This window comes from Streptomyces sp. NBC_00335, assembly GCF_036127095.1.
Lineage (GTDB): Bacteria > Actinomycetota > Actinomycetes > Streptomycetales > Streptomycetaceae > Streptomyces.
The window spans coordinates 5,103,793-5,128,431 of the sequence record NZ_CP108006.1; the positions used below are offsets into that span (position 1 = coordinate 5,103,793).

20 protein-coding genes are annotated in these 24,639 nt (G+C 72.4%); 15 read left to right on the forward strand and 5 right to left on the reverse strand.

Going from position 1 to position 24,639, the window contains the following annotated elements:
* Nucleotides 1-104: 104 nt before the first annotated feature.
* On the reverse strand, nt 105-1,886 hold the full coding sequence (locus OHA37_RS23085; RefSeq protein WP_443046199.1) for a dolichyl-phosphate-mannose--protein mannosyltransferase: 1,782 nt from the start codon (nt 1,884-1,886) through the stop codon (nt 105-107).
* Nucleotides 1,887-1,974: 88 nt separating this feature from the next.
* Between OHA37_RS23085 and rsmI the strand changes: the two genes are divergently transcribed.
* From rsmI to OHA37_RS23150, 13 genes are all read left to right on the forward strand, one after another.
* Nucleotides 1,975-2,913, forward strand: a complete 939-nt coding sequence (gene rsmI, locus OHA37_RS23090) for a 16S rRNA (cytidine(1402)-2'-O)-methyltransferase (RefSeq protein WP_266908070.1) — start codon at nt 1,975-1,977, stop codon at nt 2,911-2,913.
* A 139-nt stretch (nt 2,914-3,052) separates the two neighbouring features.
* Complete coding sequence (locus OHA37_RS23095; RefSeq protein WP_266908072.1) at nt 3,053-3,511, forward strand: hypothetical protein; 459 nt, start codon at nt 3,053-3,055, stop codon at nt 3,509-3,511.
* Between the two features lie 10 nt (nt 3,512-3,521).
* Nucleotides 3,522-4,400 carry a TatD family hydrolase gene (locus OHA37_RS23100; protein ID WP_266908074.1) on the forward strand — a complete coding sequence of 293 codons (879 nt, stop codon included), beginning with the start codon at nt 3,522-3,524 and terminating at the stop codon, nt 4,398-4,400.
* Between the two features lie 887 nt (nt 4,401-5,287).
* Entirely contained in the window at nt 5,288-6,466 is a 1,179-nt protein-coding gene (locus OHA37_RS23105; protein WP_443046318.1) for a ubiquitin-like domain-containing protein, read from the forward strand.
* A gap of 29 nt (nt 6,467-6,495) precedes the next feature.
* Nucleotides 6,496-7,416, forward strand: a complete 921-nt coding sequence (rsmA, locus tag OHA37_RS23110) for a 16S rRNA (adenine(1518)-N(6)/adenine(1519)-N(6))-dimethyltransferase RsmA (RefSeq protein ID WP_266913010.1) — start codon at nt 6,496-6,498, stop codon at nt 7,414-7,416.
* Complete coding sequence (locus tag OHA37_RS23115; RefSeq protein WP_266908076.1) at nt 7,413-8,315, forward strand: 4-(cytidine 5'-diphospho)-2-C-methyl-D-erythritol kinase; 903 nt, start codon at nt 7,413-7,415, stop codon at nt 8,313-8,315. The genes rsmA and OHA37_RS23115 overlap by 4 nt, the downstream gene beginning before the upstream one ends.
* A gap of 376 nt (nt 8,316-8,691) precedes the next feature.
* On the forward strand, nt 8,692-10,020 hold the full coding sequence (locus OHA37_RS23120; RefSeq protein WP_266908078.1) for an acyltransferase family protein: 1,329 nt from the start codon (nt 8,692-8,694) through the stop codon (nt 10,018-10,020).
* Nucleotides 10,021-10,048: 28 nt separating this feature from the next.
* Nucleotides 10,049-11,848: an ABC-F family ATP-binding cassette domain-containing protein gene (locus OHA37_RS23125; RefSeq protein ID WP_266908080.1), complete on the forward strand. Its 1,800-nt coding sequence runs from the start codon at nt 10,049-10,051 to the stop codon at nt 11,846-11,848.
* A gap of 152 nt (nt 11,849-12,000) precedes the next feature.
* Nucleotides 12,001-13,716 (forward strand): outer membrane protein assembly factor BamB family protein, encoded by a 1,716-nt coding sequence (locus OHA37_RS23130; protein ID WP_266908082.1) that lies wholly within the window; start codon nt 12,001-12,003, stop codon nt 13,714-13,716.
* 58 nt (nt 13,717-13,774) lie between these two features.
* Nucleotides 13,775-15,496: an outer membrane protein assembly factor BamB family protein gene (locus tag OHA37_RS23135; protein WP_266908084.1), complete on the forward strand. Its 1,722-nt coding sequence runs from the start codon at nt 13,775-13,777 to the stop codon at nt 15,494-15,496.
* A gap of 177 nt (nt 15,497-15,673) precedes the next feature.
* Complete coding sequence (locus tag OHA37_RS23140; RefSeq protein WP_266913012.1) at nt 15,674-16,363, forward strand: response regulator transcription factor; 690 nt, start codon at nt 15,674-15,676, stop codon at nt 16,361-16,363.
* A 97-nt stretch (nt 16,364-16,460) separates the two neighbouring features.
* Complete coding sequence (gene galE / locus OHA37_RS23145) at nt 16,461-17,435, forward strand: UDP-glucose 4-epimerase GalE (protein WP_266908086.1); 975 nt, start codon at nt 16,461-16,463, stop codon at nt 17,433-17,435.
* A 477-nt stretch (nt 17,436-17,912) separates the two neighbouring features.
* Nucleotides 17,913-18,698 (forward strand): response regulator transcription factor, encoded by a 786-nt coding sequence (locus OHA37_RS23150; protein WP_266908088.1) that lies wholly within the window; start codon nt 17,913-17,915, stop codon nt 18,696-18,698.
* Here OHA37_RS23150 and OHA37_RS23155 read toward each other — a convergent pair.
* The gene (locus OHA37_RS23155; RefSeq protein ID WP_243335294.1) at nt 18,657-19,154 is read right to left on the reverse strand and encodes a MarR family winged helix-turn-helix transcriptional regulator; all 498 of its coding nucleotides are present in this window, start codon (nt 19,152-19,154) and stop codon (nt 18,657-18,659) included. The genes OHA37_RS23150 and OHA37_RS23155 overlap by 42 nt on opposite strands.
* Nucleotides 19,155-19,315: 161 nt before the next feature.
* Here OHA37_RS23155 and OHA37_RS23160 point away from each other — a divergent pair, with 161 nt between their 5' ends.
* Together OHA37_RS23160 and OHA37_RS23165 are read left to right on the forward strand one after the other, a co-directional pair.
* Nucleotides 19,316-20,236: a trans-aconitate 2-methyltransferase gene (locus tag OHA37_RS23160; protein WP_266908090.1), complete on the forward strand. Its 921-nt coding sequence runs from the start codon at nt 19,316-19,318 to the stop codon at nt 20,234-20,236.
* A 2-nt stretch (nt 20,237-20,238) separates the two neighbouring features.
* On the forward strand, nt 20,239-20,634 hold the full coding sequence (locus tag OHA37_RS23165) for a VOC family protein (RefSeq protein WP_266908092.1): 396 nt from the start codon (nt 20,239-20,241) through the stop codon (nt 20,632-20,634).
* Nucleotides 20,635-20,735: 101 nt separating this feature from the next.
* On the opposite strand, the gene OHA37_RS23170 is transcribed toward OHA37_RS23165, so the two are convergent.
* From OHA37_RS23170 to OHA37_RS23180, 3 genes are all read right to left on the reverse strand, one after another.
* Nucleotides 20,736-22,448 carry an FG-GAP repeat domain-containing protein gene (locus OHA37_RS23170; protein ID WP_266913014.1) on the reverse strand — a complete coding sequence of 571 codons (1,713 nt, stop codon included), beginning with the start codon at nt 22,446-22,448 and terminating at the stop codon, nt 20,736-20,738.
* 257 nt (nt 22,449-22,705) lie between these two features.
* The gene (locus tag OHA37_RS23175) at nt 22,706-23,377 is read right to left on the reverse strand and encodes a TetR/AcrR family transcriptional regulator (protein WP_266913016.1); all 672 of its coding nucleotides are present in this window, start codon (nt 23,375-23,377) and stop codon (nt 22,706-22,708) included.
* Complete coding sequence (locus OHA37_RS23180) at nt 23,377-24,357, reverse strand: acyl-CoA desaturase (RefSeq protein WP_266908094.1); 981 nt, start codon at nt 24,355-24,357, stop codon at nt 23,377-23,379. The genes OHA37_RS23175 and OHA37_RS23180 overlap by 1 nt, the downstream gene beginning before the upstream one ends.
* Between the last annotated feature and the right edge of the window lie 282 nt (nt 24,358-24,639).

The following is a 24,639-nucleotide window of genomic DNA, read 5'->3' on the forward strand; positions in this document are numbered from 1 at the left end:
CGGCCACAGAGTAGCCAGCAGATCCGGCAGCGGCACGGGTCGCGCACGTGGTGCCGGGGAAGCGACCCCGGCACCGCCCGGTGCCGGGGTCCTCGCTTCGCCCGCTACACCCAGGTGTCCAGCCACATCCGGTTCTGCCAGGAGTCCATCGGGATCGTTTGGCCGGTGTAGATGGGCCAGAAGTAGATGAAGTTCCACACGATCAGGAGGATCAGTACGCCCGCCGCCACCGCGCCCAGGGCGCGGCGGCGTTCCGAGGAGCCGGCGGGGCCCAGTAGGGCGCCGATCATCATGGCCACCGCCAGGCACAGGTACGGGACGAAGACCACCGCGTAGAAGAAGAAGATGGTCCGCTCCTGGTAGTTGAACCAGGGCAGCAGGCCCGCGCCCAGCGCGCACGCGATCGCGCCCGCCCGCCAGTCGCGGCGGAAGAACCACCGCCACAGCACGTACAGGAGCGCGAAGCAGCCCGTCCACCACAGCAGCGGCGTGCCGAGCGCCAGCACCTCGCGCGCGCACTTGGCCGTTTCCGTCGCCGGGCAGCCGTCGGTGCCGGGTGCGGGGGATTCGTAGAAGTAGGAGACGGGGCGGCCCAGGACCAGCCAGCTCCACGGGTTCGACTCGTAGGTGTGGCCCGAGGTCAGGCCCACGTGGAACTTGTAGACCTCCGTCTCGTAGTGCCACAGGCTGCGCAGCCACTCCGGGATGAAGGACCACGAGCTGTGCTGGTCGTTCTTGGCGGCCCAGTCGCGGAAGTAGCCGCCCTTGCCGTTGTCGGGGGAGAGGATCCAGCCGAGCCACGAGGCCACGTAGACGGAGATCGCCACGGGGACGAGGGAGAGGAAGCCGGTCCAGCTGTCGCGGCGCAGCATCGCCGCGTACGGGGCGCCCGCGCCCGCCGTACGGCGGGCGGCCGCGTCCCACAGGACGGTCAGCACGCCGAAGAAGGCCAGCACGATCAGGCCGTTCCACTTCGTGCCGAAGGCCAGGCCCAGGCAGACCCCGGCCAGGAGCCGGTACGGGCGCCAGCCCAGCTTCAGCGTCTCCGCGATGGTGGCGTCCGGCCGGGTCCGCCCGTCCTCGCCCACCGGGAGCGCCGCGGCGAGCCGGGCCCGCACCTTGTCCCGGTCGATCACCAGCGAGCCGAAGGCGCCCAGCACGAAGAACATCAGCACCAGGTCGAGCAGGGCGGTCCGGCTCATCACCAGGTGCAGGCCGTCCACGGCCAGCAGGAGGCCGGCCAGGCAGCCCAGGAAGGTGGAGCGGAACAGCCGCCGGCCGATGCGGCACAGCATCAGCACGGACAGGGTGCCGAGCAGCGCGGTCATGAACCGCCAGCCGAAGGGGTCGAAGCCGAACATCCACTCGCCCAGCCCGATCACCCATTTGCCGACCGGCGGGTGCACGACGTAGCCCGGGTCCAGGGGGAGGGGGACCCCGTCGGGGTTGGCGAGGATCGACTTGTCGATGTCCTTGGGCCAGCTCGCCTCGTAGCCCTGCTTGACCGTGGCCCAGGCGTCCTTGGCGTAGTACGTCTCGTCGAATATCACCGCCTTCGGGGTGCCCAGGTGGGCGAACCGCAGCACCCCGGCGACCAGCGCCACCAGCAGCGGACCGGCCCACGCCAGCACCCGCTCCCAGCGCACCGCCGCGGCCGGCCCGATCCCGATCTGCGCCCACAGCTGCGCGGACGGCCGTGCGTACGGGGGCACCAGGCGGGTGCGCACGTCCGACGGCCGCTTCGCCCCGGCGGGCGGCACGTAGCCGAAGCCGCGCAGACGGCGCAGCCAGGCGGACGGCTGGTCGGCGGGGTCCGGGCCGGGCCCGGCCTCGGTGGCGGGCGGGGCCCCCGCAGGGCTGGGCGGCGGCGTCGCGGTACTGGTCACCGGCACATCGTAGGGAACGACCCTGTGCCGCACCCAGGGGGACGGGAGTGTGGGGCGCGGCGGTTGGGGCGGCTGAGAGGATGGGGCGGTGACCACTGACCAGCCCGGCTCCGCCGAAGCCCCCTCCCCGGCTCCCTCCGACGCACTCGCGGGAGGCGTCCTCGTCCTCGCCGGGACCCCCATCGGCGACCTCGCCGACGCCCCGCCGCGGCTCGCCACCGAGCTGGAGCGGGCCGACGTGATCGCCGCCGAGGACACCCGGCGGCTGCGCAGGCTGACGCAGGGGCTCGGCGTGTGCACCACCGGGCGCGTCCTGTCGTACTTCGAGGGCAACGAGTCCGCGCGCACCCCCGAACTGGTCGAGGCCCTGGAGGCCGGCAAGCGCGTCCTGCTGGTGACGGACGCCGGCATGCCCTCCGTCTCCGACCCCGGCTACCGGCTCGTCGCCGCCGCCGTGGAGAAGGACATCAAGGTCACGGCCGTTCCCGGGCCCTCCGCCGTCCTCACCGCGCTCGCCCTCTCCGGGCTGCCGGTCGACCGCTTCTGCTTCGAGGGCTTCCTGCCCCGCAAGGCCGGCGAGCGCCTGAGCAAGCTCCGCGAACTCGCCGCCGAACGCCGCACCCTCGTCTACTTCGAGGCCCCGCACCGGCTCGACGACACCCTGGCCGCGATGGCCGAGGTCTTCGGCGCCGACCGGCGCGCCGCCGTCTGCCGCGAGCTGACCAAGACCTACGAGGAGGTCAAGCGCGGCGGGCTCGGCGAGCTGGCGGCCTGGGCCGCCGAAGGCGTGCGCGGGGAGATCACCGTGGTCGTCGAGGGAGCCCCGGCCGCGGCCCCCGGCGACATCGGCGCCGAGGAGCTGGTGGACCGCGTACGGGTGCGCGAGGAGGCGGGGGAGCGGCGCAAGGAGGCCATCGCCGCGGTCGCGGCGGAGGCCGGGGTACCCAAGCGCGAGGTGTTCGACGCGGTGGTCGCGGCAAAGAACGCGGCACAAAAGTCGCCGTCGGTCGGTAAAGAGCTAACCTGAAAAGCAAAGCTCAGACCGCGCACCGGGCGCTTTGGGCATGACTCGCCCAAGGACCGTCCAACACTAGACAGGGCCTGATGCGCTCCCGCCCGAAGAGGCGTCCACTGGCAATGGCAGCAGTGGAACAAGAGGAGCTGGCATGAGTGAGATCGCCGAACCCCGACCCCTCCCCCCATCCGCTCCCGAGGCCGTACCGTCCGTGCACGAGGCGTACTCCTTCGCGTGCATGAAGTGCGGATACGGCTGGGAGCAGGGATACGAGATAGAGCACCACACCGACGGCCGGGGCCTGCCCTTCATCGTCTACAAGGCGGACGGCGAGCGGGTCCCCTCCCCCCTGTCCAATCCGACCTGCATGAACTGCGGCGGCCACGTGGTGCGGATCATGCGGGAGGGCCAGGTGAAGTCGGTCATCGGCATGCTCGACCAGCTCTACCACCACCGCGCGGCCCCGGGGATCGCCGGCCCGGTGCCCGCCGGGTACACCGCGAAGGCCCCCAAGCCCCGCAAGGCCCCGCCGCACGAGGGACCCGGCCCGGTCCCGATGGAACGGCCCGGGCCGATGGCCCGGCTGCTGGGGTTCTTCCGCCGGTCATAAGATCGGCCGCATGAGCCGTAGCACGCCGAACGACGCGCCGCCCCCGCTGCCCGAACCGCTCCGGGTGGCGGTCGCCGACTCCCACACCCACCTGGACATGCAGTCCGGCACCGTCGAGGAGGGCCTCGCCAAGGCCGCCTCCGTCGGGGTGACCACCGTCGTCCAGGTGGGCTGCGACGTGAAGGGCTCCCGCTGGGCCGCCGAGACCGCAGCCGCGTACGGATCCGTCCACGCGGCCGTGGCCCTGCACCCCAACGAAGCCCCCCGGATCGTGCACGGGGACCCCGACGGCTGGTCGAGGCAGGGCGCCCGGACGGGCGGCGGCGAGGCCGCGCTCGACGACGCGCTCGGCGAGATCGAGGCCCTGGCGGCCCTCGCGCACGTGAAGGCGGTCGGCGAGACCGGACTCGACTACTTCCGGACCGGCCCGGAGGGCATGGCCGCGCAGGAGCGTTCCTTCCGCGCGCACATCGAGATCGCCAAGCGGCAGGGCAAGGCCCTGGTCATCCACGACCGCGAGGCGCACGCGGACGTGCTGCGCGTCCTGCGCGAGGAGGGCGCCCCCGAGCGGACCGTCTTCCACTGCTACTCCGGCGACGCGGAAATGGCCCGGGAGTGCGCCGCCGCGGGCTACTACATGTCCTTCGCCGGAACCGTCACCTTCAAGAACGCGGCGCCGCTGCGCGAAGCCCTCGCGGTGGCCCCGCTGGAGCTGGTCCTCGTGGAGACGGACGCCCCGTACCTGACCCCGGCCCCGTACCGCGGACGGCCCAACGCGCCGTACCTCATTCCGCTGACCGTACGGGCGATGGCCGCGGTCCGCGGCATCGACGAGGACGCCATGGCGACGGCACTGGCGGCCAACACGGCCCGCGCCTTCGCGTACTGAGGGCGCACCGAGGTCCACCGAGGTCCACCGAGGCGTACTGACGGCGTGCGCGCCGCCGTCGTGACGCCTCACCCGTTCGCCACGTTCCGTAGCCGACCCGCTTTGTAGCGTGACGGCCGCTCCGCTAGGGTGCCGTGCCCGAAGCAGCCGGACGGACCAGTGGAGCGAGCGCGATGAGCGATGTGGCCTGGCCGGCCGGTGGACGCGACCCCTGGGCCGTGGCCCCGGACCCGACCACGGAACCGGAGCTCATCCCGGACCCGGATCCGTTCCCGGACCCGTTCACGGGCCGGGGCACGGACCGCGATCGGGACCCGTACTCGGGCATGGATCCGGACCCGGACCCTTACCCGTATCCGGGCACGCGGGCGGCGGACCAGAGCCTGGACGCCGCTCCTGGGGCCTACCGGGACCCGGACCCGGACCCGTACGCGGACCCGTACCGGGGCCCGGGGGCGGATCCGGCTCCGGACCTGTTCCTGGGCCAAGGCCCGTTCCCGGACCCGGACCCGTTCCCGGGGGCGGACCCGGACCTGCTCCTGAGCCAAGGGGCCGACCTGGACCCGTACCCGCCCTCCCCGGGCCCTCCTCCCGAGCCCGGGGTGCCCGCCCCCCGGGGCGGTGGGCGGCGTAGGACGGCCGCCGAGTCCGGGTCGGGGCGCCGGGCGCGCGGCCGGACCCCCGCCCCGGCAGCGGCCCCGGCCGCCGGCCCCGCCCAGGCCTCCGCCCAGGCCCTCGCCCCCGACCTGGTTCCGGACCTCGCCCCCGAGGCCCCGGCCACCGGCCGGCGCCGTCGCAGCGCGCCGGTGCTGCCCCCGGACACCGCCCCGGCCGGACCGGCCCCCGCGGGGACCGGGCGGCGCCGGGGCGGGGGCGGCCTCGGCACGGTGCCCGCGCCGGCCGTCCCCGGCCCCGCCCCCGGCGTGGGCACCGCCCCCGGTCCGAGGCGGCGCAGGAGCGCCGCCCCCGCGCCCCGGGACACCTGGCGGCGCATCGTGCCGCAGGCCCTGGTCGTCGCGTTCCTGGCGGGCGGCACCACCGCCTTCGTCGCCGCCGACAAGGCCGTACGCCTCACCGTCGACGGGGTCCCGCGGACCCTGCACACCTTCGCCGGCGACGTGGACGAGCTGCTCGCCGCCGAAGGACTCGGAGTCGGCCCCCACGACCTCGTCGCCCCGGCCGGGGCGGAGGTTCTCGACGACGGGGACGAGATCGTCCTGCGCTACGGCCGTCCGCTGAGCCTGACCCTCGACGGACAGCGGCGCGAGGTGTGGACCACCGCCCGCACCGTGGACGGCGCGCTGCGCCAGTTCGGCATCCGCGCCGAGGGCGCCTACCTCTCCACACCCCGCACCGCGGCCGTGCCACGGACCGGCCTGACCCTCGCCGTCCGCACCGAACGCAGCATCACCTTCATGGCCGACGGCCGCGAGCGGACCATCCGCACCAACGCCGCCACCGTCCAGGAGGCCCTCGACGAAGCCGGGATCACCCTCCACGGCCAGGACACCACCTCCGTGCCCGCCGGCTCCTTCCCGCGCGACGGCCAGACCGTCACCGTCCTGCGCATCACCGGGACCCGCGAGATCCGCGAGGAGCGCATCCCGTACGCGACCGAGCGGGTCAAGGACCCCGCCCTCTTCGCCGGCACCGAAGTCGTCGAGCGCTCGGGCCGGCCCGGGGCGCGCAGGGTCACGTACGGCCTGCGCACCGTCAACGGGGTCCGGCAAAAGCCCCGCAGGATCGCCGAGGAGATCGTCCGCGAACCCGTCACCCAGCTCGTCAAGGTCGGCACCAAGCCGCTGCCGACCTCCGTCCAGGGCGCGGACGGCCTCGACTGGGGCGCGCTGGCCCGCTGCGAGTCGGGCGGCCGGCCCGGCGCCACGGACCCCTCGGGCACGTACGGGGGGCTCTACCAGTTCGACGTACAGACCTGGCAGGCCCTCGGCGGCAGCGGCCGTCCGCAGGACGCTCCGGGCCCGGAGCAGACGTACCGGGCGAAGAAGCTCTACGTACAGCGGGGGGCGAGTCCCTGGCCACACTGCGGCCGTACCCTTTATCGGTGAGCACCGCAGAGCAGCAGCCCGAAAAGACCGTGCCGGAGACCTCCGCGCCGGAGACGTCCGCACCCGCGACCTCCGCACCCGAGACCTCCGCCCTCCTCGGCGCGGCCGACATCCGGGAGCTGGCCGCCGTACTCGGCGTACGGCCGACGAAGCAGAAGGGCCAGAACTTCGTCATCGACGCCAACACGGTGCGCCGCATCGTGCGCACCGCCGAGGTCCGGCCGGACGACGTGGTCGTCGAGGTCGGGCCCGGGCTGGGCTCGCTGACGCTCGCACTGCTGGAGGCCGCCGACCGGGTCGTCGCCGTCGAGATCGACGACATCCTGGCCGCCGCGCTGCCCGCCACCATCGAGGCGCGGATGCCGGAGCGCAAGGACCGCTTCACGCTGGTCCACTCCGACGCGATGCTGGTCAAGGAGCTGCCCGGCCCGCCGCCGACCGCGCTCGTCGCGAACCTCCCCTACAACGTGGCCGTGCCGGTCCTGCTCACCATGCTCGACCGCTTCCCGAGCATCGAGCGGACCCTGGTCATGGTGCAGGCCGAGGTCGCCGACCGGCTGGCCGCCGAGCCCGGCAACAAGGTCTACGGCGTCCCCTCGGTCAAGGCCAACTGGTACGCGGACGTCAAGCGGGCCGGTGCCATCGGCCGCAAGGTCTTCTGGCCCGCGCCGAACGTGGACTCCGGACTCGTCTCCCTGGTCCGCCGGGCGGAGCCGGTCAAGACCACCGCGACCAAGGCCGAGGTCTTCGCCGTCGTCGACGCCGCCTTCGCGCAGCGCCGCAAGACGCTGCGCGCGGCGCTGTCCGGCTGGGCCGGGTCCGCGGCGGGCGCCGAGGCGGCGCTGGTCGCCGCCGGGGTCTCCCCGCAGGCCCGCGGCGAGTCCCTCACCGTCGAGGAGTTCGCGGCGATCGCCGAGCACAAGCCCGCCGCGGAGAGGCCCGCGCTGTGAGCGAGGCCATCACCGTACGGGTCCCCGCGAAGGTCAACGTCCAGCTGGCGGTGGGCGCGGCCCGGCCGGACGGATTCCACGACCTGGCGAACGTCTTCCTGGCCGTCTCCCTCTACGACGAGGTCACCGCGACCCCCGCCGGCGCCGGCGAGCTGACCGTGACCTGCGCCGGGCCGGACGCCGGCAAGGTGCCGCTCGACCGGACCAACCTCGCGGCCCGGGCCGCGCAGATCCTGGCGGAGCGGGCCGGACTGAGCCCCGACGTCCACCTCCACATCGAGAAGCGGATCCCCGTGGCGGGCGGCATGGCGGGCGGCAGCGCCGACGGGGCGGCCGCGCTGCTGGCCTGCGACGCCCTCTGGGGCCTGAAGACCCCGGTCGACGAACTCCTCGCCCTCTGCGCGGAGCTGGGCAGCGACGTGCCGTTCAGCCTGGTCGGCGGGGCGGCGCTGGGCACCGGGCGCGGGGAGATCCTGACCCCGGTGGCCGCCGGAACCTTCCACTGGGTGTTCGCGGTGGCCGACGGCGGGCTCTCCACCCCGGCGGTGTTCCGGGAGTTCGACCGGCTCACCGCCGGCACGGAGGTCCCCGTACCGGAGGCCTCCCCGGCGCTCCTCGCGGCCCTGGCCTCCGGCGACCCGGACGAGCTGGCCGCCACCCTGGCCAACGGGCTCCAGCCCGCGGCCCTCTCGCTGCGGCCGTCACTCGCGGACACCCTCGCGGCGGGTACCGAGGCCGGGGCCCTGGCGGCGCTGGTGTCCGGCTCCGGCCCCACGACGGCCTTCCTGGTCCGCGACGCGGAGTCGGCGACGAAGGTCGCAGCCGCCCTGGCCGCCTCCGGCACCTGCCGCACCACCCACCCGGCCACCAGCCCGGCCCCGGGCGCGACCCTCCTCTGACCGGCGGCTTGCGCCGGGCCGCTGCGCGGGGCGGAGTCCCCTGCCCGCCCTTCCACCGTTCCCCGGGCTCCGCCCGGACCCGTCCCCGCGTGCGGCGCCGTTGCCGGGGGCCGGCCCCCGGACCCCCGCTCCTCAAACGCCGGAGGGGCTGGACGGTGCCCGGCCGGCCCCGCCGGCGTTTGAGGCGCGGGGTCCGGGGCGGAGCTCCGGGGAACGGGCGAAGGGCGGGTAGGGGAACTCCGCCCCGTGCAGCGGCACGCTCCACGCAGGCCCCGCGCAGCGGAAGGGGGCCCGGGGCGTGGCTCCGGGGTACCTAGGCGGGGAGTGAGTATCCGCGCCCTGTTGCCCAGCAGGCCCGCGCGGGAGCGTAGGGCCCATGGGAGCCAGCGCAAGCGACATCGCCACCGCCACCCCCGCCACGCGGGACCGCTACGTCGACCTGCTCCGGGTCGCCTCGCTCGGGACCGTCATCGCCGGGCACTGGCTGATGGCCGCGGTCAGCAGCGACGGCATAGGGAACCTGCTCGCCGTCGTGCCGCCGCTGCAGGTGCTCACCTGGGCGCTGCAGGTGATGCCGGTGTTCTTCTTCGTCGGCGGGTTCTCGCACGCCCTGTCCTACCGGTCCCTCGCGCGCCGCACCGGCGGCCCGGTGTACGCCGCCTTCCTGCGGGCGCGCCTGCGGCGGCTGCTGCGGCCCACCCTCGTGTTCGTCGCCGTCTGGACCGCCATCGCCCTCGCCGCGCAGCTCCTCGGAGGCGGCGGCGGGCGGCTGTCCGGGGCGGCGTTCCGGCTGGTCACGCAGCCGTTGTGGTTCATCGGGATCTACCTCGCGATGGTCGCCCTCACCCCGCCCCTGCTGAAACTGCACGAGCGCCACGGCTGGGCCGCCTTCGGGGCCCTGGCCGCGGCCGCCGCCGCCGTCGATCTGCTGCGCTTCGCGGGCGGTGTCCCGTACGCCGAGTTCCTGAACTTCGCCTTCGTCTGGCTCGCCGTCCACCAGCTGGGCTTCCTGCGCGCCGATGGGCGGATCCGCCGTCCCGGCGCCCTCGCCGCCGCCGGGCTCGCCGGGGCCGTCCTGCTGGTGGCGTACGGGCCGTACCCGCTGTCCATGGTCGGGATGCCCGGGGAGAAGGTCTCCAACATGGCCCCGCCCACCCTGGCCCTGCTCGCGCACGGGATCTGGCTCGTGGGCGCCGTGGAGCTGCTCCGGGGCCCCGCCGCCCACTGGCTGGCCCGGCCCCGGGTCTGGCGCGGCGTGGTCACCGCGAACGGGGTCGCCATGACCGCCTTCCTCTGGCACCTCACCGCGATGCTCGCCGTGTACGCCGCCCAGCTCGGCCTCGGCATCGCCCTGCCCGAGCCGGCCGGGGCGGCCTGGTGGGCCCAGGTCCCGGTCCGGTTCCTCGCCGCCGCCGCGCTGACCTGCGTACTCGTCGCGGTCTTCCGGCGCTTCGAGGAGCCCGCCGCAGGCAGCACGAGCAGCGCCGGCACCGGCTCCGGCCCCCGCGCCGCCCTCGGTACCGCGCTCTGCCTCCTCGGCGTCCTCGGGCTCTCCACGACCGGTCTCGGCGGGCTCCTGGAAGGCCACAGCGCCACCCTGATCGCGCTCCCGGTCACCGCGCCCGCCGCGATCGGCATGGCGCTGGGCGGCTGGCTGCTGGTGGAGCGGTCCGGTACTTCGCGGAGGGTTAGGCTGAGGGGCTGATCCACACCCCTTCCCTGGAGCGCTCCTGATGGCCGTCAACCTGGTCAATGTCGAGGCAGTCAGCAAGGTGTACGGCACCCGTACCCTGCTCGACGGCATCTCCCTCGGCGTATCCGAGGGGGACCGGATCGGTGTCGTGGGCCGCAACGGCGACGGCAAGACCACCCTCATCCGCATGCTCGCGAAGCTGGAGGAACCCGACGGCGGCCGGGTCACCCAGAACAGCGGTCTGCAGATGGGCGTGCTCACCCAGCACGACTCGCTCGACCCCAAGGCCACCGTCCGGCACGAGATCATCGGGGACATGGCCGACCACGAGTGGGCCGGCAACGCCAAGATCCGCGACGTGCTGACCGGCCTCTTCGGCGGGCTCGACCTGCCCGGCTTCGGGCAGGGCCTCGACACGGTCATCGGCCCGCTCTCCGGTGGCGAGCGGCGCCGCATCGCGCTCGCCAAGCTCCTCATCGCCGACCAGGACCTGCTCGTACTCGACGAGCCCACCAACCACCTCGACGTCGAGGGCATCTCCTGGCTGGCCAAGCACCTCCAGGAACGCCGCTCCGCGCTCGTCTGCGTCACCCATGACCGGTGGTTCCTCGACCAGGTCTGCACCCGCATGTGGGACGTGCAGCGCGGTGACGTCCACGAGTACGAGGGCGGCTACAGCGACTACGTCTTCGCCCGCGCCGAGCGCGACCGCATCGCCGCCACGGAGGAGTCCAAGCGGCAGAACCTGATGCGCAAGGAGCTCGCCTGGCTGCGCCGCGGCGCCCCCGCGCGGACCTCCAAGCCGCGCTACCGCATCGAAGCCGCCAACGAGCTGATCGCCGACGTGCCGCCGCCGCGCGACAAGTCCGAGCTGATGAAGTTCGCCAACGCCCGCCTCGGCAAGACGGTGTTCGACCTGGAGGACGTGACCGTCCAGGCCGGCCCCAAGACCCTCCTCAAGCACCTCACCTGGCACCTGGGCCCCGGTGACCGCGTCGGTCTCGTCGGCGTCAACGGCGCCGGCAAGACCTCCCTGCTGCGCGCCCTCGCCGAGGCCGCCCGCACCCAGGGCGAGGTCCAGCCGGCCGCCGGGTCCGTGACCGTCGGCAAGACCGTCAAGCTGGCCTACCTCTCGCAGGAGGTCGGCGAGCTCGACCCGTCCCTGCGCGTCCTGGAGGCCGTCCAGCGCGTCCGCGACCGGGTCGACCTCGGCCAGGGCCGCGAGATGACGGCCGGGCAGCTGTGCGAGCAGTTCGGCTTCACCAAGGAGAAGCAGTGGACGCCCGTCGGCGACCTCTCCGGTGGTGAGCGGCGCCGTCTGCAGATCCTGCGCCTGCTGATGGACGAGCCCAACGTCCTCTTCCTCGACGAGCCCACCAACGACCTCGACATCGAGACCCTCACCCAGCTGGAGGACCTCCTCGACGGCTGGCCCGGGTCGATGATCGTGATCTCGCACGACCGGTTCTTCATCGAGCGCACCACCGACACGGTCATGGCCCTGCTCGGCGACGCGAGCCTGCGGATGCTGCCGCGCGGCCTCGACGAGTACCTGGAGCGCCGCCGGAAGATGATCGAGGCGGCCGCTCCGGCGCCCGCCCCGTCCGCCGCCGGAAAGTCCTCGGCCTCCGGGGACGCGCGCGCCGCGAAGAAGGAGCTGCAGAAGATCGAGCGGCAGCTCAACAAGATGACGGACCGCGAGAGCAGCCTGCACGCCCAGATCGCCGAGAACTCCACCGACTTCGACAAGGTCGCCAAGCTCGACGCCGAGCTGCGGGAACTCATCTCGGACCGCGACGACTTGGAGATGCGCTGGCTGGAGCTCGCCGAAGACGCGTAGTCTCCGGGGCCCGCGCGCCCCAACTGGCTGATAACAGCGGCATCACGGGCCGGTCCTCCCTTGGGAACAGGGGTCGGACCGGCCCGGCGTCATGCTCGTCGTCAGTGATAGAAAGGGCTTCCTCCCACACCCGAAGCCGAAGGTATGCGCTGATGACCGAGCCGCCCCAGCCGCCGAACCAGCCGCCGAACCCTTCCGGTTACGGTCACTTGCCAGGGCCCCCGCAGCCCGGTTACGGATTCCCGCCACAGGGTGAGAACCCGTACGCGCAGCAGCCCCAGCCGCAGGGCCCGTACGGCTCGCAGCCCCAGACCCAGCCGCAGGGCCCGTACGGCCAGCAGCCGCAGGGTCCCTACGGCCAGCAGCCGCCCGGGGGCTACGGCTTCCCGCCGCCCCCGAACACGGTCCCCGGCGCCCCCGGCATGCCGCCCGGTCCGCCCGGCGGGCCGAAGAAGAAGCTCGCTGTGCTGATCGCGGCCGCCGTCGCCGGCGTGCTCATCCTGGGCACCGGCGGCTACTTCGCGTTCTTCGCCGGCGCGGACAAGGGCAAGGACAAGGTCATCGGGCAGGACACCACGCCGCCCGCCGACGACAAGGCCTCGCCCTCCGCCTCCGTGGACAAGGGAGACGGCAGCGGCAACGGCAGCGAGGAGGAGGAAGACCTCAACGCCGGCCGCAAGCAGGGTGAGGGCAAGGTCCTCTGGTTCAAGAGCAGCAAGATCAACGGCCCCGGCTCGGGCGTCGACTCCAAGGGGCAGTGGATCGTCGGCGACACCGTCGTCAAGTCCGTCTGGAAGTCGGTCACCGGCTACGGGATCAAGGACGGCAAGGAGAAGTGGACCCTCACCCTCCCCGCCGTGATCTGCGGGGTCACCGGCATGACCGAGGGCGGCAAGACCGTCGTCATGTACGAGAACGGCGAGTCCGACGGCGCCGACTGCAACCAGATGCGGATGATCGACCTCAAGGCCGGCAAGGAGGGATGGTCGAAGGAGGTCCCGAAGGAAGGGCTCTTCGACATCTTCACCTCCCCCGACCTCGCCCTCACCGGCGACTCCGTCGTCGTCAACCGGATGGGCATGAGCAGCGCGTTCAAGGTCAGCACCGGGGACAAGCTCTTCGACAACAAGCGTGAACAGGGCTGCCAGCCCAGCGACTTCTCCGCCATGAACGGCAAGATGATCGCCATCGCGACCTGCCAGGACACCGACAAGACCGTCCAGGTCATGGACGCCGACCCGGCCACCGGCAAGAACACCTGGATCTACAAGCTCCCCAAGGGCTTCCAGGTCAAGAACGTCTACTCGCTGGACCCGATCGTCCTCGACCTCGGCAACAGCGAGAGCAAGGAACGCTCCATCGTGGTCCTCGGACCCGACGGCAAGCAGCGCACCACCGTCTCCGGCGAAGGCACCTTCCCCGTCGGCTGCGGCGGCACCTTCAGCTTCAGCCGCTCGATCCAGAGCTGTGGTTCCTCCTACGTGGACGCGAACACCCTCTACCTGCCCACCAAGGCCGACATCGGCAAGGCGAACGAGATCGTCGCCTTCGACCTCGCCACCGGCAAGGTGAAGTGGCGCACCCCGGCCGGCGAGGGCCGCACCCTCACCCCGCTGAAGGCGGCGGGCGGCCAGGTCGTCGTCTACCGCGAGGCGGAGAGGGACAAGGGCGGCGAGGTCCTCACGATCCCGGCCGCCGGGGGCACGCCCACCGCGGTCCTGCGCAACCCGTCCGGCGCCGCCGCCCCGGTGGAGAGCTCCTTCCTCGCCCCGAAGGTGGACTACGTGGACGGCCGGCTGTTCGTCTCCGCCTCCCACCTGAAGGCCGACAACAAGAGCGAGAAGTTCCTGATGGTCTTCGGCAAGTGAGCGACCGCCCCGAGAACGAGCAGTCCGCCAAACCGCCCACCGAGAGGCAGTAGCACCGATGAGTACCCCGCCGCCCCCCAGCCAGCCGCCGTCCGGCGGTTTCGGCGCGCCGCAGGACCCGCCGCCGGGCGGTTTCGCCGCGCCCCCGCCCGCGCACCCGGCCATGCCGGCCGGCCCCCCGCCGCCGCCCCCGGCCCAGCCGCCGACGGTTCCGGCCGGACCGCCCGCCGGGCAGGCCTCGTACGGCTACCCGCAGGAGCAGGCCTACGGCTACCCGCAGCAGCCGCAGCCCGTCACCGCGCCCATGTACGCGGCCCAGGGCCCGGCGGTCCCGGCCGGCGGCCGCGGCAACGAGGTCCGCACCCAGCTGATGATCGTCGGCGCGGCCCTCCTGGCCATCGTCCTCATCGTCGGCGGCGGCTTCTGGTACGTGTCCGGCGAGGACGAGGGCTCCGGCAACCAGCCCGTGGCCGGCGGCAGCGCGAGCCCCGGCGGCGACAAGGCGCCGGGCGGCGGCGGCACCGAGAAGGTGCCGGCCAAGACCAAGTCGAAGACCCTGGTCAACGTCCCGATGCCGGAGTCGAAGGAGATCGTCCAGATCCCCGGCTCCTGGCTCACCGACACCACCTACGCCAAGTCCGACATGGGCAAGGTCGTCGGCTACAACCTGGCCGACGGCGCAAAGAAGTGGGAGGTCCCGCTCGGCGCCAACGTCTGCGCCGCCAGCCGCTGGGTCTCGGACAACAAGACGGCGATCCTCTTCGACGAGGCCCTGCCGACGGCCGAGAAGCCGTACCAGCCGTGCAACCAGGTCGGTGTCATCGACCTGAACGCCGGCAAGCTCCTGTGGAAGGCCACCATGAAGGCCCAGGGAGGCGGCGACAAGCCCATCAAGTTCGACGGGGTGACCGTCAGCGGCCAGACCGTGGCAGCGGGCGGACTGTACGGCGGCGGCGCCTGGAACCTCGCCGACGGCAAGGTCCTGTGGACGCCCAAGGTCGACGCGGACGACTGCAGCGACCTCGGCTACGGCGGCGGCCCGGCCCTCGGCGTGATCCGCCGTTGCGGCCGGTACGGGAGCTACGTGCTGTCCGCCCAGTTGCTCGACCCGGTCACCGGCGCACCGAAGTACTCGTACAAGCTCCCCCCGGGTGTGGAGGACGGCCAGATCGTCTCCACCAAGCCGCTGATCGCCGCGGCGGACGTCAACCACACCTCCAAGAACGCCATCGGCGTCAGCGACCTGTTCGTCGTCGACGACGCGGGCCAGCTCAAGGCGCGCATCCCGCTCACCTCGGGCAACTACAACCCCGAGTGCGGCACCGAGGTCGAGGACTGCACCAACATGGTCGTCGGCAACGGCAAGCTCTACCTGCCGACGGAGGAGCACAAGGGCTCGAGCGAATCCGGCCGCACCAACGAGATCGTCTCCTTCGACCTGGAGACCGGCAAGCTGACCGCCGACCGCGCGGACGCCGGCGAGCGCTACACGATCTACCCGCTGCGCATGGACGGCTCCAACATCATCGCCTTCAAGGTTCCGCCCTACGACGGCGGCGGCCAGGTCGTCTCCATCGACGGCAAGACGATGAAGGAGACCCTGCTCATGCAGCACCCGGCGACGAAGGAGTCCCAGCGCGCCGAGACCCAGTTCCTGCCGGACTCCGGTGAATTCCGCTACGGCAACGGGAAGCTCTTCATCGCCCGCACCGCGGTCATGAGCAAGTCCTCGGTGGCAACGGATCCCTATTACACCTTCGTCTCCTTCACCACCGGCTGAGCCGCCTCGGAACGAGTACGTTCAGGCGCCACCGCGTCAGGGTGACCTGAGCGCGCGCGACTGCACCCGAAGCCCCCGGAAGGTCCGTCCTTCCGGGGGCTTCTGCGCGGTTACCGCACCGCGCCGTCGAACAAGCGTGTAGCTTGCCGGGGCAGAAGGGCGGGGGTGGGTACCTCAATGGGCGTACGGGTCATGGTGGTCGACGAGCACCGGCTGCTGGCCGAGGCGCTCGCCTCGGCCCTGAAACTGCGCGGCCACCGGGTGCTGGCGGCTGCGGCCCCGGCCGCGGGCGCCGCCGAACTGGTCATCAGCCGGGCGCCGGAGGTCTGCCTGCTGGGCACCGCCACGCCCGCCGAGCCCGGGGTCTTCGAGCCGATCGTCCGGATCAAGCGGGAGCGTCCTCAGATCGCCGTGGTCGTCCTGGGCCCGGTGCCCAGCCCGCGCGGGATCGCCGCCGCCTTCGCGGCCGGCGCCTCGGGGTACGTACGCCACGACGAGCGCATCGAGGGCGTGGAGCGGGCGCTGGCCAAGGCCCGGGCGGGGGAAGTGGCCATCGCGCCGCAGCTGTTGCAGGGGGCCTTCGCCGAACTGCTCAACCCCGCAGCCCAGCCCGACGACGAGGGCAGCCGGCTGCTGCGGCTGCTCACCCCGCGCGAGGTGGAGGTGCTGGTCCGGGTCGCCGAGGGCGAGGACACCCGGCTCATCGCCGCCGGCATGGCCATCGCGCCGAGCACCGCGCGCACGCACGTCCAGCGGGTGCTGATGAAGCTGGGCGTGGGCTCGCGGCTGGAGGCGGCCGCGCTGGCTGCCCGTACCGGTCTGCTGGACCGGGCCGGACTGCCGCCGTCGGGGGGCGCCCGGCCCTGATCCGGGTCCGGGATTTCCCCGGCGGCGCGGATTCGGGTATGCCGGTGACCAGCACGCGTACGGCGCGTGCTTTTCCCCGGCGAGAGGCAGCAGGCACGTGAGCGAGATCGCGTCTTCCAAATACCTGGTCACCGGCGGAGCCGGATACGTGGGCGGGGTGGTCGCCGCCCACCTCCTGGAGGCGGGGCACGAGGTCACCGTCCTCGACGACCTCTCCACCGGCTTCCGTTCCGGGGTGCCGGCCGGCGCCGCCTTCATCGAGGGCCGCATCCAGGACGCCGCCGAACACCTGGACCCCTCCTACGACGGGGTCCTGCACTTCGCGGCCTCCTCGCAGGTCGGCGAATCCGTGGTGAACCCGGGCAAGTACTGGGAGAACAACGTCGGCGGCACCCTGGCCCTGCTGGCCGCGATGCGCGGGGCGGGCGTGCGCCGGCTGGTGTTCTCCTCCACCGCGGCCACCTACGGGGAGCCCGGCGACGGGCCGCTCACCGAGTCCTCGGTGACCGCCCCCACCAACCCGTACGGGGCCTCGAAGCTGGCCGTCGACCACATGATCGCGGGGGAGTGCACGGCGCACGGCCTCGCGGCGGTCTCGCTGCGCTACTTCAACGTGGCCGGGGCGTACGGGCAGTTCGGCGAGCTGCACGACCCCGAGACCCACCTGATCCCGCTGGTGCTGCAAGTGGCGCTCGGCGAGCGGGAATCGATCTCCGTGTTCGGCGAGGACTACCCGACCCCGGACGGCACCTGCGTACGGGACTACATCCACGTCGCCGACCTGGCCGAGGCCCACCTGGCGGCGCTGCGGGTGGCCGCCGAGGGGGAGCACCTGGTGTGCAACCTCGGCAACGGCAGCGGGTTTTCGGTCCGCGAGGTCATCGAGACGGTCCGCAAGGTCACCGGGAAGGAGATCCCCGAGGTCGTGGCCCCGCGCCGGGCCGGCGACCCGGCCTTCCTCGTCGCCTCCGCCCGCACGGCCCACGAGCGCCTCGGCTGGACCCCGACCCGCTCGGACCTCACGGGCATCGTGACGGACGCCTGGAACTTCACCCGCGCCCGGCGCGGCTGAGCCCACGGGCACCCCTGAACCACCCCGGTCGCAGCCGCGCCCCCGCCCCCACCAGGGCAGGGGCGCGCGTGTGGTGCGGGCGCGCCCTCGCCGGGCGCTTCGCGCGGGCGCCCGGCGTGCGCACGCCGAGTGAAATACCCCCCGTGCAACTGCCCATGGCACACCACGGGACGCAACGGGACCTCCACGGAAGGGGAGTAGTCGATTTCAAGCCATCCTGCGGCCCCTCCGGAAGCGCCTCGCCGGAAAATCGCTCGGAAAACTTCTGCAATTCGGCCAACCACGAGCCGACCCCGGCCCTACGCTGATGCGTGACACCGGTGGGGGCCGGTGTTGATTCAGGGGTCGAGACAAGTCGGGTACGACGTCCGGTCCGGGGTAGTGCAGAGATGTCACGGCGGCGGCCGGGGCGCCTGCGGATCACCCGGTCCGGGCGTCGTACCCGCAGCCGTCCGTTCCCCGACCCTTGGGGGTTTTGTGGTCCGTATCCGGGTACTCGTGGTCGACGATCACCGCATCTTCGCCGAATCTCTCGCCGCCGCGCTCGCGGCCGAACCGGACGTGGACGTCTCCGCGGCCGGCAGCGGCCCCGCCGCGCTGCGCTGTCTCGAACGCGCGGTGGCCGAGGGCCGCCGCTTCGACGTCCTGCTGGTCGACTCGGACCTGGCCGCCGTCCCCGCGGGCGTCCCCGTGCAGCGGGAGTCCGGCTCCGCGCCGCCCGCCGCCGACGGGATCGCGCTGGTGGCAGGCGTCCGGGTATCCCATCCCGAGGTCCGTACGGTCGTACTCGCCGAGCGCGACGACGCCCGCCGGGCCGCCCTCGCGCTCCAGGCGGGAGCTTCGGGCTGGGTGGCCAAGGACTGCTCGCTCTCGCGGCTCCTGGCCGTCGTCCGCGGAGTCCTGCGCGAGGAGACGCACCTTCCGCCCGCGCTGCTCACCGGAGTGCTCCGCGAGCTGACCGCGGCGCGCAAGCACCGTACCGACAGCGAACGGCTGGTGGAGTCCCTGACGCCCAGGGAGCACGAGGTGCTGCGCTGCATGGTGGCGGGGCTGGGCCGCAAGGACGTGGCCGCGCGGCTGTTCCTCTCCCCGCACACCGTCCGCACCCACATGCAGAACGTGCTGGGGAAGCTGGGCGTGCACTCGACGCTCGCGGCGGTGGCCCTGGCCCGGCGGGCCGGAGTACGCCCCGCCGACCTGCCCGGACTGCCGGGGCAGGGACTAACCGGGGATGTTGTCGAACGGAGCGGTCAACTGGCGTAGCAGGCCGGCGAGATCGCCGCGCTGCGTCCGCGAGAGCTGGGCCAGGATCGCCCGTTCCTGGGCCAGCAGCCCGGCGAGCGCCTGGTCGGCGCGGTCGCGGCCCTCGGGGCTGAGGCGCACCAGGACCCCGCGCCGGTCGTTGGGGTCCGGCAGCCGTTCGACGAGGCCCTTCTTGGCGAGCCGGTCGATGCGGTTGGTCATGGTCCCGGAGGTCACCAGGGTCTGCGTCAAAAGCTGGCCGGGGGAGAGCTGGTAGGGCGCGCCCGCTCGCCGCAGCGAGGTCAGCACGTCGAACTCCCAGGGCTCCAGGCCGTGCTCGGAGAAGGCCAGTCGGCGGGCGCGGTCGAGGTGCCGCGCGAGCCTGCTGACGCGGCTGAGCACCTCGAGTGGTTCCACGTCGAGGTCAGGGCGTTCCCGCCGCCATGCCGCGACCAGTCGGTCGACCTCGTCCTCCATGCGGATCAGTGTAAAGGGTCTGTCGACGTGAAGTCTCTTTAAATCGAGTATCTCGATTCCAAGTATCTTGACATCGAGATATATTTTTCGCCACCATGGGGCATGGAGGGGGCCGGAGCAGCTTCCGATTCCGACCGTACTGCCAGCAGGGAGGCTCGAACATGCATTCCGATACCGCGCCGGCCAGGATTCCGGCGTCGACCACCGGCACCGCCACCACGACGGCGCCCCCGACATCCGCATCCCCCACGGACGACGCGCCCGTCGCGCCGACCGCCCCCACGTGGGACCCGCAGCAGTACCTCCGGCACGCGGGCCACCGGGCCAGGCCCTTCCTCGATCTCCTGGCCCGCATACCGGAGCTCCCCTCCAAGGCCGCCCGCATCGCGGACCTCGGCTGCGGACCCGGCAACGTGACCGCGCTCCTCGCGGACCGCTGGCCCGAAGCCCACATCACCGGCTACGACCTCTCCCCGGAGATGCTCCACCGTGCCGACGCCGAATACGCCGGCCCCACCGGTGGCGGGGGCAAGCTCGACTTCCGCCACGGCAACCTCGCCGACTGGCTCCCGGAGGAGCCCCACGACCTGATCGTCTCCAACGCCGCCTTCCAGTGGGTCCCCGGCCACGCCGGCTCCTTCGCCCCCTGGATCAACGGACTGCGCCCCGGCGGTACCTTCGCCTTCCAGATCCCCGGCAACTTCACCGCCCCCAGCCACCGGATCCTCGCCGAGCTGTGCGACGCCCCGCGCTGGCGGGCCCGGCTCGCCGGACACGGAGCGCGCTACATCCACATCCTGGAACCCTCCGGATACCTCGAGCGGTTCACCGAACTCGGCTGCACCGCCGACGTGTGGGAGACCACGTACCACCAGCTGCTCCAGGGCCCCGACCCGGTACTGGACTGGGTCAAGGGCACCGCACTGCGGCCCGTGCTCACCGCGCTGGCCGACGACGAGGAAGCCGCCGCGGCCTTCCTGGCCGAGTACCGCGCCCTGCTCCGCGAGGCCTACCCCATGGGCCCCCGCGGCACCGTCTTCCCGTTCCGCCGGATCTTCGCCGTAGCCCGCAGGGAGGCCTGAGCATGCTCGCCGGAGTCGACCACGTCCAGCTCGCCGCCCCGCCCGGCTCGGAGGACCGGCTGCGCGCGTACTACACCGAGGTGCTCGGCATGACCGAGATCCCCAAGCCGCCGGTGCTGGCGGCGCGCGGCGGCTGCTGGTTCGCCGCCGGGCCTGTCCAGCTCCACCTGGGCATCGAGGAGGACTTCCACCCCGCCCGCAAGGCCCACCCGGGACTCAGGGTCGACGGCATCGTGACCTACGCCGAAAGACTTCAGGCGCGAGGCGCCACGGTCGTCTGGGACGACAACCTGCCGGGACACCGCCGCTTCTACTCCGAGGACCCGGTGGGCAACCGGCTGGAGTTTCTGGAACCGCACGGCCTGGAACCGCACGCCCCGGAACGCGCCGGCCACTGAACCGCCTCGGCGCACACGAAGGCGCCCCGCCACCGGAGATCCGGTGACGGGGCGCCTTCGCGTGGGGGTGGACCGGCCGGAGCAGGTCCACCCCGGACCGCCTAGAACAGGTCGATGTAGGCGTTCCAGCCGCCACCCGCGGGGGTGTTGCCCTGGAAGGTGTTCAGGCCCTTGAGGCCCGTCGCCTTGTACAGGTACGCGGTGCCGCCGGCGTCGACGCCGACGAGGTCGGTGCGGCCGTCACCGGTGATGTCGCCGACCGCGGCCAGCTTCTTCAGGCCGTTCCAGCCGCTGGCACCGATCTTGATGCGGTCGCCGAAGACGGAGGTGCCGTTGCCCGGGTAGGCCCACAGCGAGCCGTCGGTACCGCGGGCGAGCAGGTCGGCGCGGCCGTCACCGGTCACGTCGCCGGCACCGAAGAGCTTGTTGTAGATGCCCCAGCCGGCGCCGAGGCGGACGCGGGAACCGAACTGGTTGCCGTTGCCGCGGCTCGGGTAGAGCCACAGCACGTTGGACTTGTCACGGGCCAGCAGGTCGCCGTAGCCGTCGGCGGTGACGTCGCCGACACCGACGAGGGCGTTGTAGATGCCCCAGCCGCCGCCCACGAAGTCGCCGTTGTTGTAGAGGTCGCCGCCGACCCACATCAGCCAGTTGGTCTGGTTGAGAGCGCTGAAGGAGGAAGCCACGGACAGGCCGACCTGGTTCACCGGCGCCTCGCCGGGCGCGAAGACCTCGTCACGGTTGCCGAAGCCACCGTTCATCTTGCCGTAGTAGTAGTACACGGCGCCGTTGGAGGTGCGGGCGACCAGCTCGGAACGGCCGTGCGCGGGCACGCCGCCCTGGCCGGCGTACAGGTTGGTGTACTCCCAGTTGACGCCCATCGCCACACGGCTGTCGAAGCCGCCGGAGGCGTTGGGGCGGTAGCTCCACATCTTGCCGCCCGAGTCGCGGCCCACGACCCAGCTGGTGCCCGCCTCGCTGGAGGTCATCACCTGGAGCTGGTTGTACATGTTCCAGCCGGTGCCGCGCGCGACGCGGTTGCCGAACCCGGCGCCGTTGCCCGGGTACATGTAGAGCGCGCCGCCCGGCGTGGCCGCCAGGAGGTCGGTCTTGCCGTCGTTGTTGAAGTCGCCGCCGCCGAGGATCTGGGAGTAGATGTCCCAGCCGCCGCCGAGGGCGACCCGGCTGCCGTACGGGGTGCCCGAACCGGCCGTGCCGTTGCCCGGGTACAGGTACAGGGCACCGGCGTGCGTGCGGGCCAGCAGGTCCGGGTTGCCGTCGCCGGTCACATCACCGACACCGGTGACCTTGTTGTAGATGCCCCAGCCGTTGCCGGACGAGCCGGTGCGGTCGGCGCTGTACTTGTCCGCCTTCAGCAGCGACAGCTTGCCGCTGACGGAGAGCGTCAGGAGCTCCGGGCGACCGTCGTGGTCGAGGTCGCCGGCCGGGATGACGTCCTTGAAGTCCTCGCCGGAACCGCCGTCCGCGAGGATGTACTGCGGATCCTGCGGGTCGTTGAAGGTCTTCAGGTACCACGTGCCGTCGATCGTCCGGTACAGGATGTCCTGCCAGCCGTCGTGGTCGACGTCGAACAGCGGGGTCACCGCGGCGGCCGCGCTGCGGGTGCCGGCCTTGGCCTTGGCCGCAGGGGCCTTCGGGTGGACGCCCGTGGCGCGGGATTCGACCTTGGGCCGCTCGGCCTTCGCCGTCGGAACCGGCTTCTCGGTGGCCGAGACCGGACCGGAAAGGAGCATGCCCGCCGCGACGGCGAGGGCGGTGCAGGCCGCGATGCGGCCGGAGCGCGAGGAGCGCATGAAAGACAAGAGGTCTCCCTGGTAGTCAGGCGAAACCGGGTTGAACGATCTCGTTCACGGCGCGCGGCAGAGCTGCGCTGCACGTGAAACGGCATTCCCCCCCGGGAGTTACCGAAGACTACCTGTGTGACGGGCGTTGTCTAGACATTAAACGGGCAATTTTGATCACGTTCAGAACGCAGTGGTGCCCGGGGCTCCGGGCCCCGGGCACCAGGTGCGACGCCCCGCTCACGCACCGCGAACGGACGGCCGAGCACTCACTTCTTCCGGTGGCCCACCAGGCGCGGCTTCGCCTCCAGGTTCTCCAGTCCGTGCCAGGACAGGTTCACCAGATGGGCGGCCACCTCGGCCTTCTTCGGCTGGCGCGTCTCCAGCCACCACTGCCCGGTCAGGGCGACCATCCCGACCAGCGCCTGCGCGTACAGCGGGGCCAGCTTCGGGTCGAAGCCGCGGGCCTTGAACTCAAGGCCGAGGATGTCCTCGACCTGTGTGGCGATATCGCTGATCAGCGAGGCGAAGGTGCCCGTCGACTGGGCCACGGGGGAGTCCCGGACCAGGATCCGGAAACCGTCCGTGTAGCTCTCGATGTAGTCCAGCAGTGCGAACGCCGCCTGTTCCAGCAGCTCCCTCGGGTGCCCGGCCGTCAGCGCGCCCGTCACCCCGTCCAGCAGCTGGCGCATCTCGCGGTCCACGACGACCGCGTACAGGCCCTCCTTGCCGCCGAAGTGCTCGTAGACCACCGGCTTGGAGACTCCGGCCTTCGCCGCGATCTCCTCCACCGACGTGCCTTCGAACCCCTTCTCGGCGAACAGGGTGCGGCCGATGTCCAGCAGTTGCTGACGCCGTTCGGCGCCCGTCATCCGGACCCGGCGGGGGCGCCTGGGCTTCTCGCTGCTGGAACTGCTGCCGTCGTTTCCCACGCCCCCCATCATGCCGCGTTCGACACTTCTTCCTTGCGCCGGGCGTCGATGCGGGCCTCGGACGGCCAGCGGACGTCGGACGCCCAGCCCAGCTGTTCGAACCAGCGGATCAGGCGCGCACTGGAGTCGACCTGGCCGCGCAGCACGCCGTGCCGGGCGGAGGTCGGGTCGGCGTGGTGCAGGTTGTGCCAGGACTCGCCGCAGGACAGCACCGCCAGCCACCACACGTTGCCGGAGCGGTCGCGCGACTTGAAGGGGCGCTTGCCCACCGCGTGGCAGATCGAGTTGATCGACCACGTCACGTGGTGCAGCAGCGCGACGCGGACCAGGGAGCCCCAGAAGAACGCCGTGAAGGCGCCCCACCACGACATCGTCACCAGACCGCCCACCAGCGGCGGCAGCGCCAGCGAGAACATCGTCCAGAAGATGAAGTCGCGCGAGATGCGGCGGATCGCCGGGTCCTTGATCAGGTCCGGGGCGTACTTCTGCTGGTCGGTCTGCTCCTCGTCGAAGAGCCAGCCGATGTGCGCCCACCACAGGCCCTTCATCAGGGCCGGCACCGTCTCGCCGAAGCGCCACGGCGAATGCGGGTCGCCCTCGTGGTCGGAGTACTTGTGGTGCTTGCGGTGGTCGGCCACCCAGCGCACCAGGGGTCCCTCGACCGCCATCGAGCCCATGATCGCCAGGGCGATGCGCAGCGGCCGCTTCGCCTTGAAGGAACCGTGCGTGAAGTAGCGGTGGAAGCCGATGGTGATGCCGTGGCAGGCCAGGAAGTACATGAAGACCATCAGGCCCACGTCCAGCCAGCTCACCCCCCAGCCCCAGGCGAGCGGAAGCGCCACCAGCAGGGCGAGGAAGGGGACGGTGATGAACAGCAGCAGCGCGATCTGTTCCACGGACCGCTTGTTCTCACCGCCGAGGGTCGCGGACGGAACGGACGCGCCGGAAGGCGCCGAGGCGTCCTCGATCACGTCGGGACTGATGGTCATAGGTGTGTCCCCTGAGGGTGAGGGAGTCGGCAGGCGCGCCGCCCGGCCACACATCCCTACGGGTGCGTAACCTACGGCAACGTAAGTATGGCAAAGGTCCCCCGCGGGGCAAGAGGAGCGCGCCCGCAGCAGGGCCCATCGGCCCGAGCCGCAGGGCCGTCGTCCCGCCTGGTGACACACGGACCTGGTCACCGGTACGGGCCACCTATCCTGGTGTCGTCGGACAGCGTGGTCCGCACGGGCAGCCCGAGCTGCGCATCAGGAGCGGTGGCACCGCCGGAC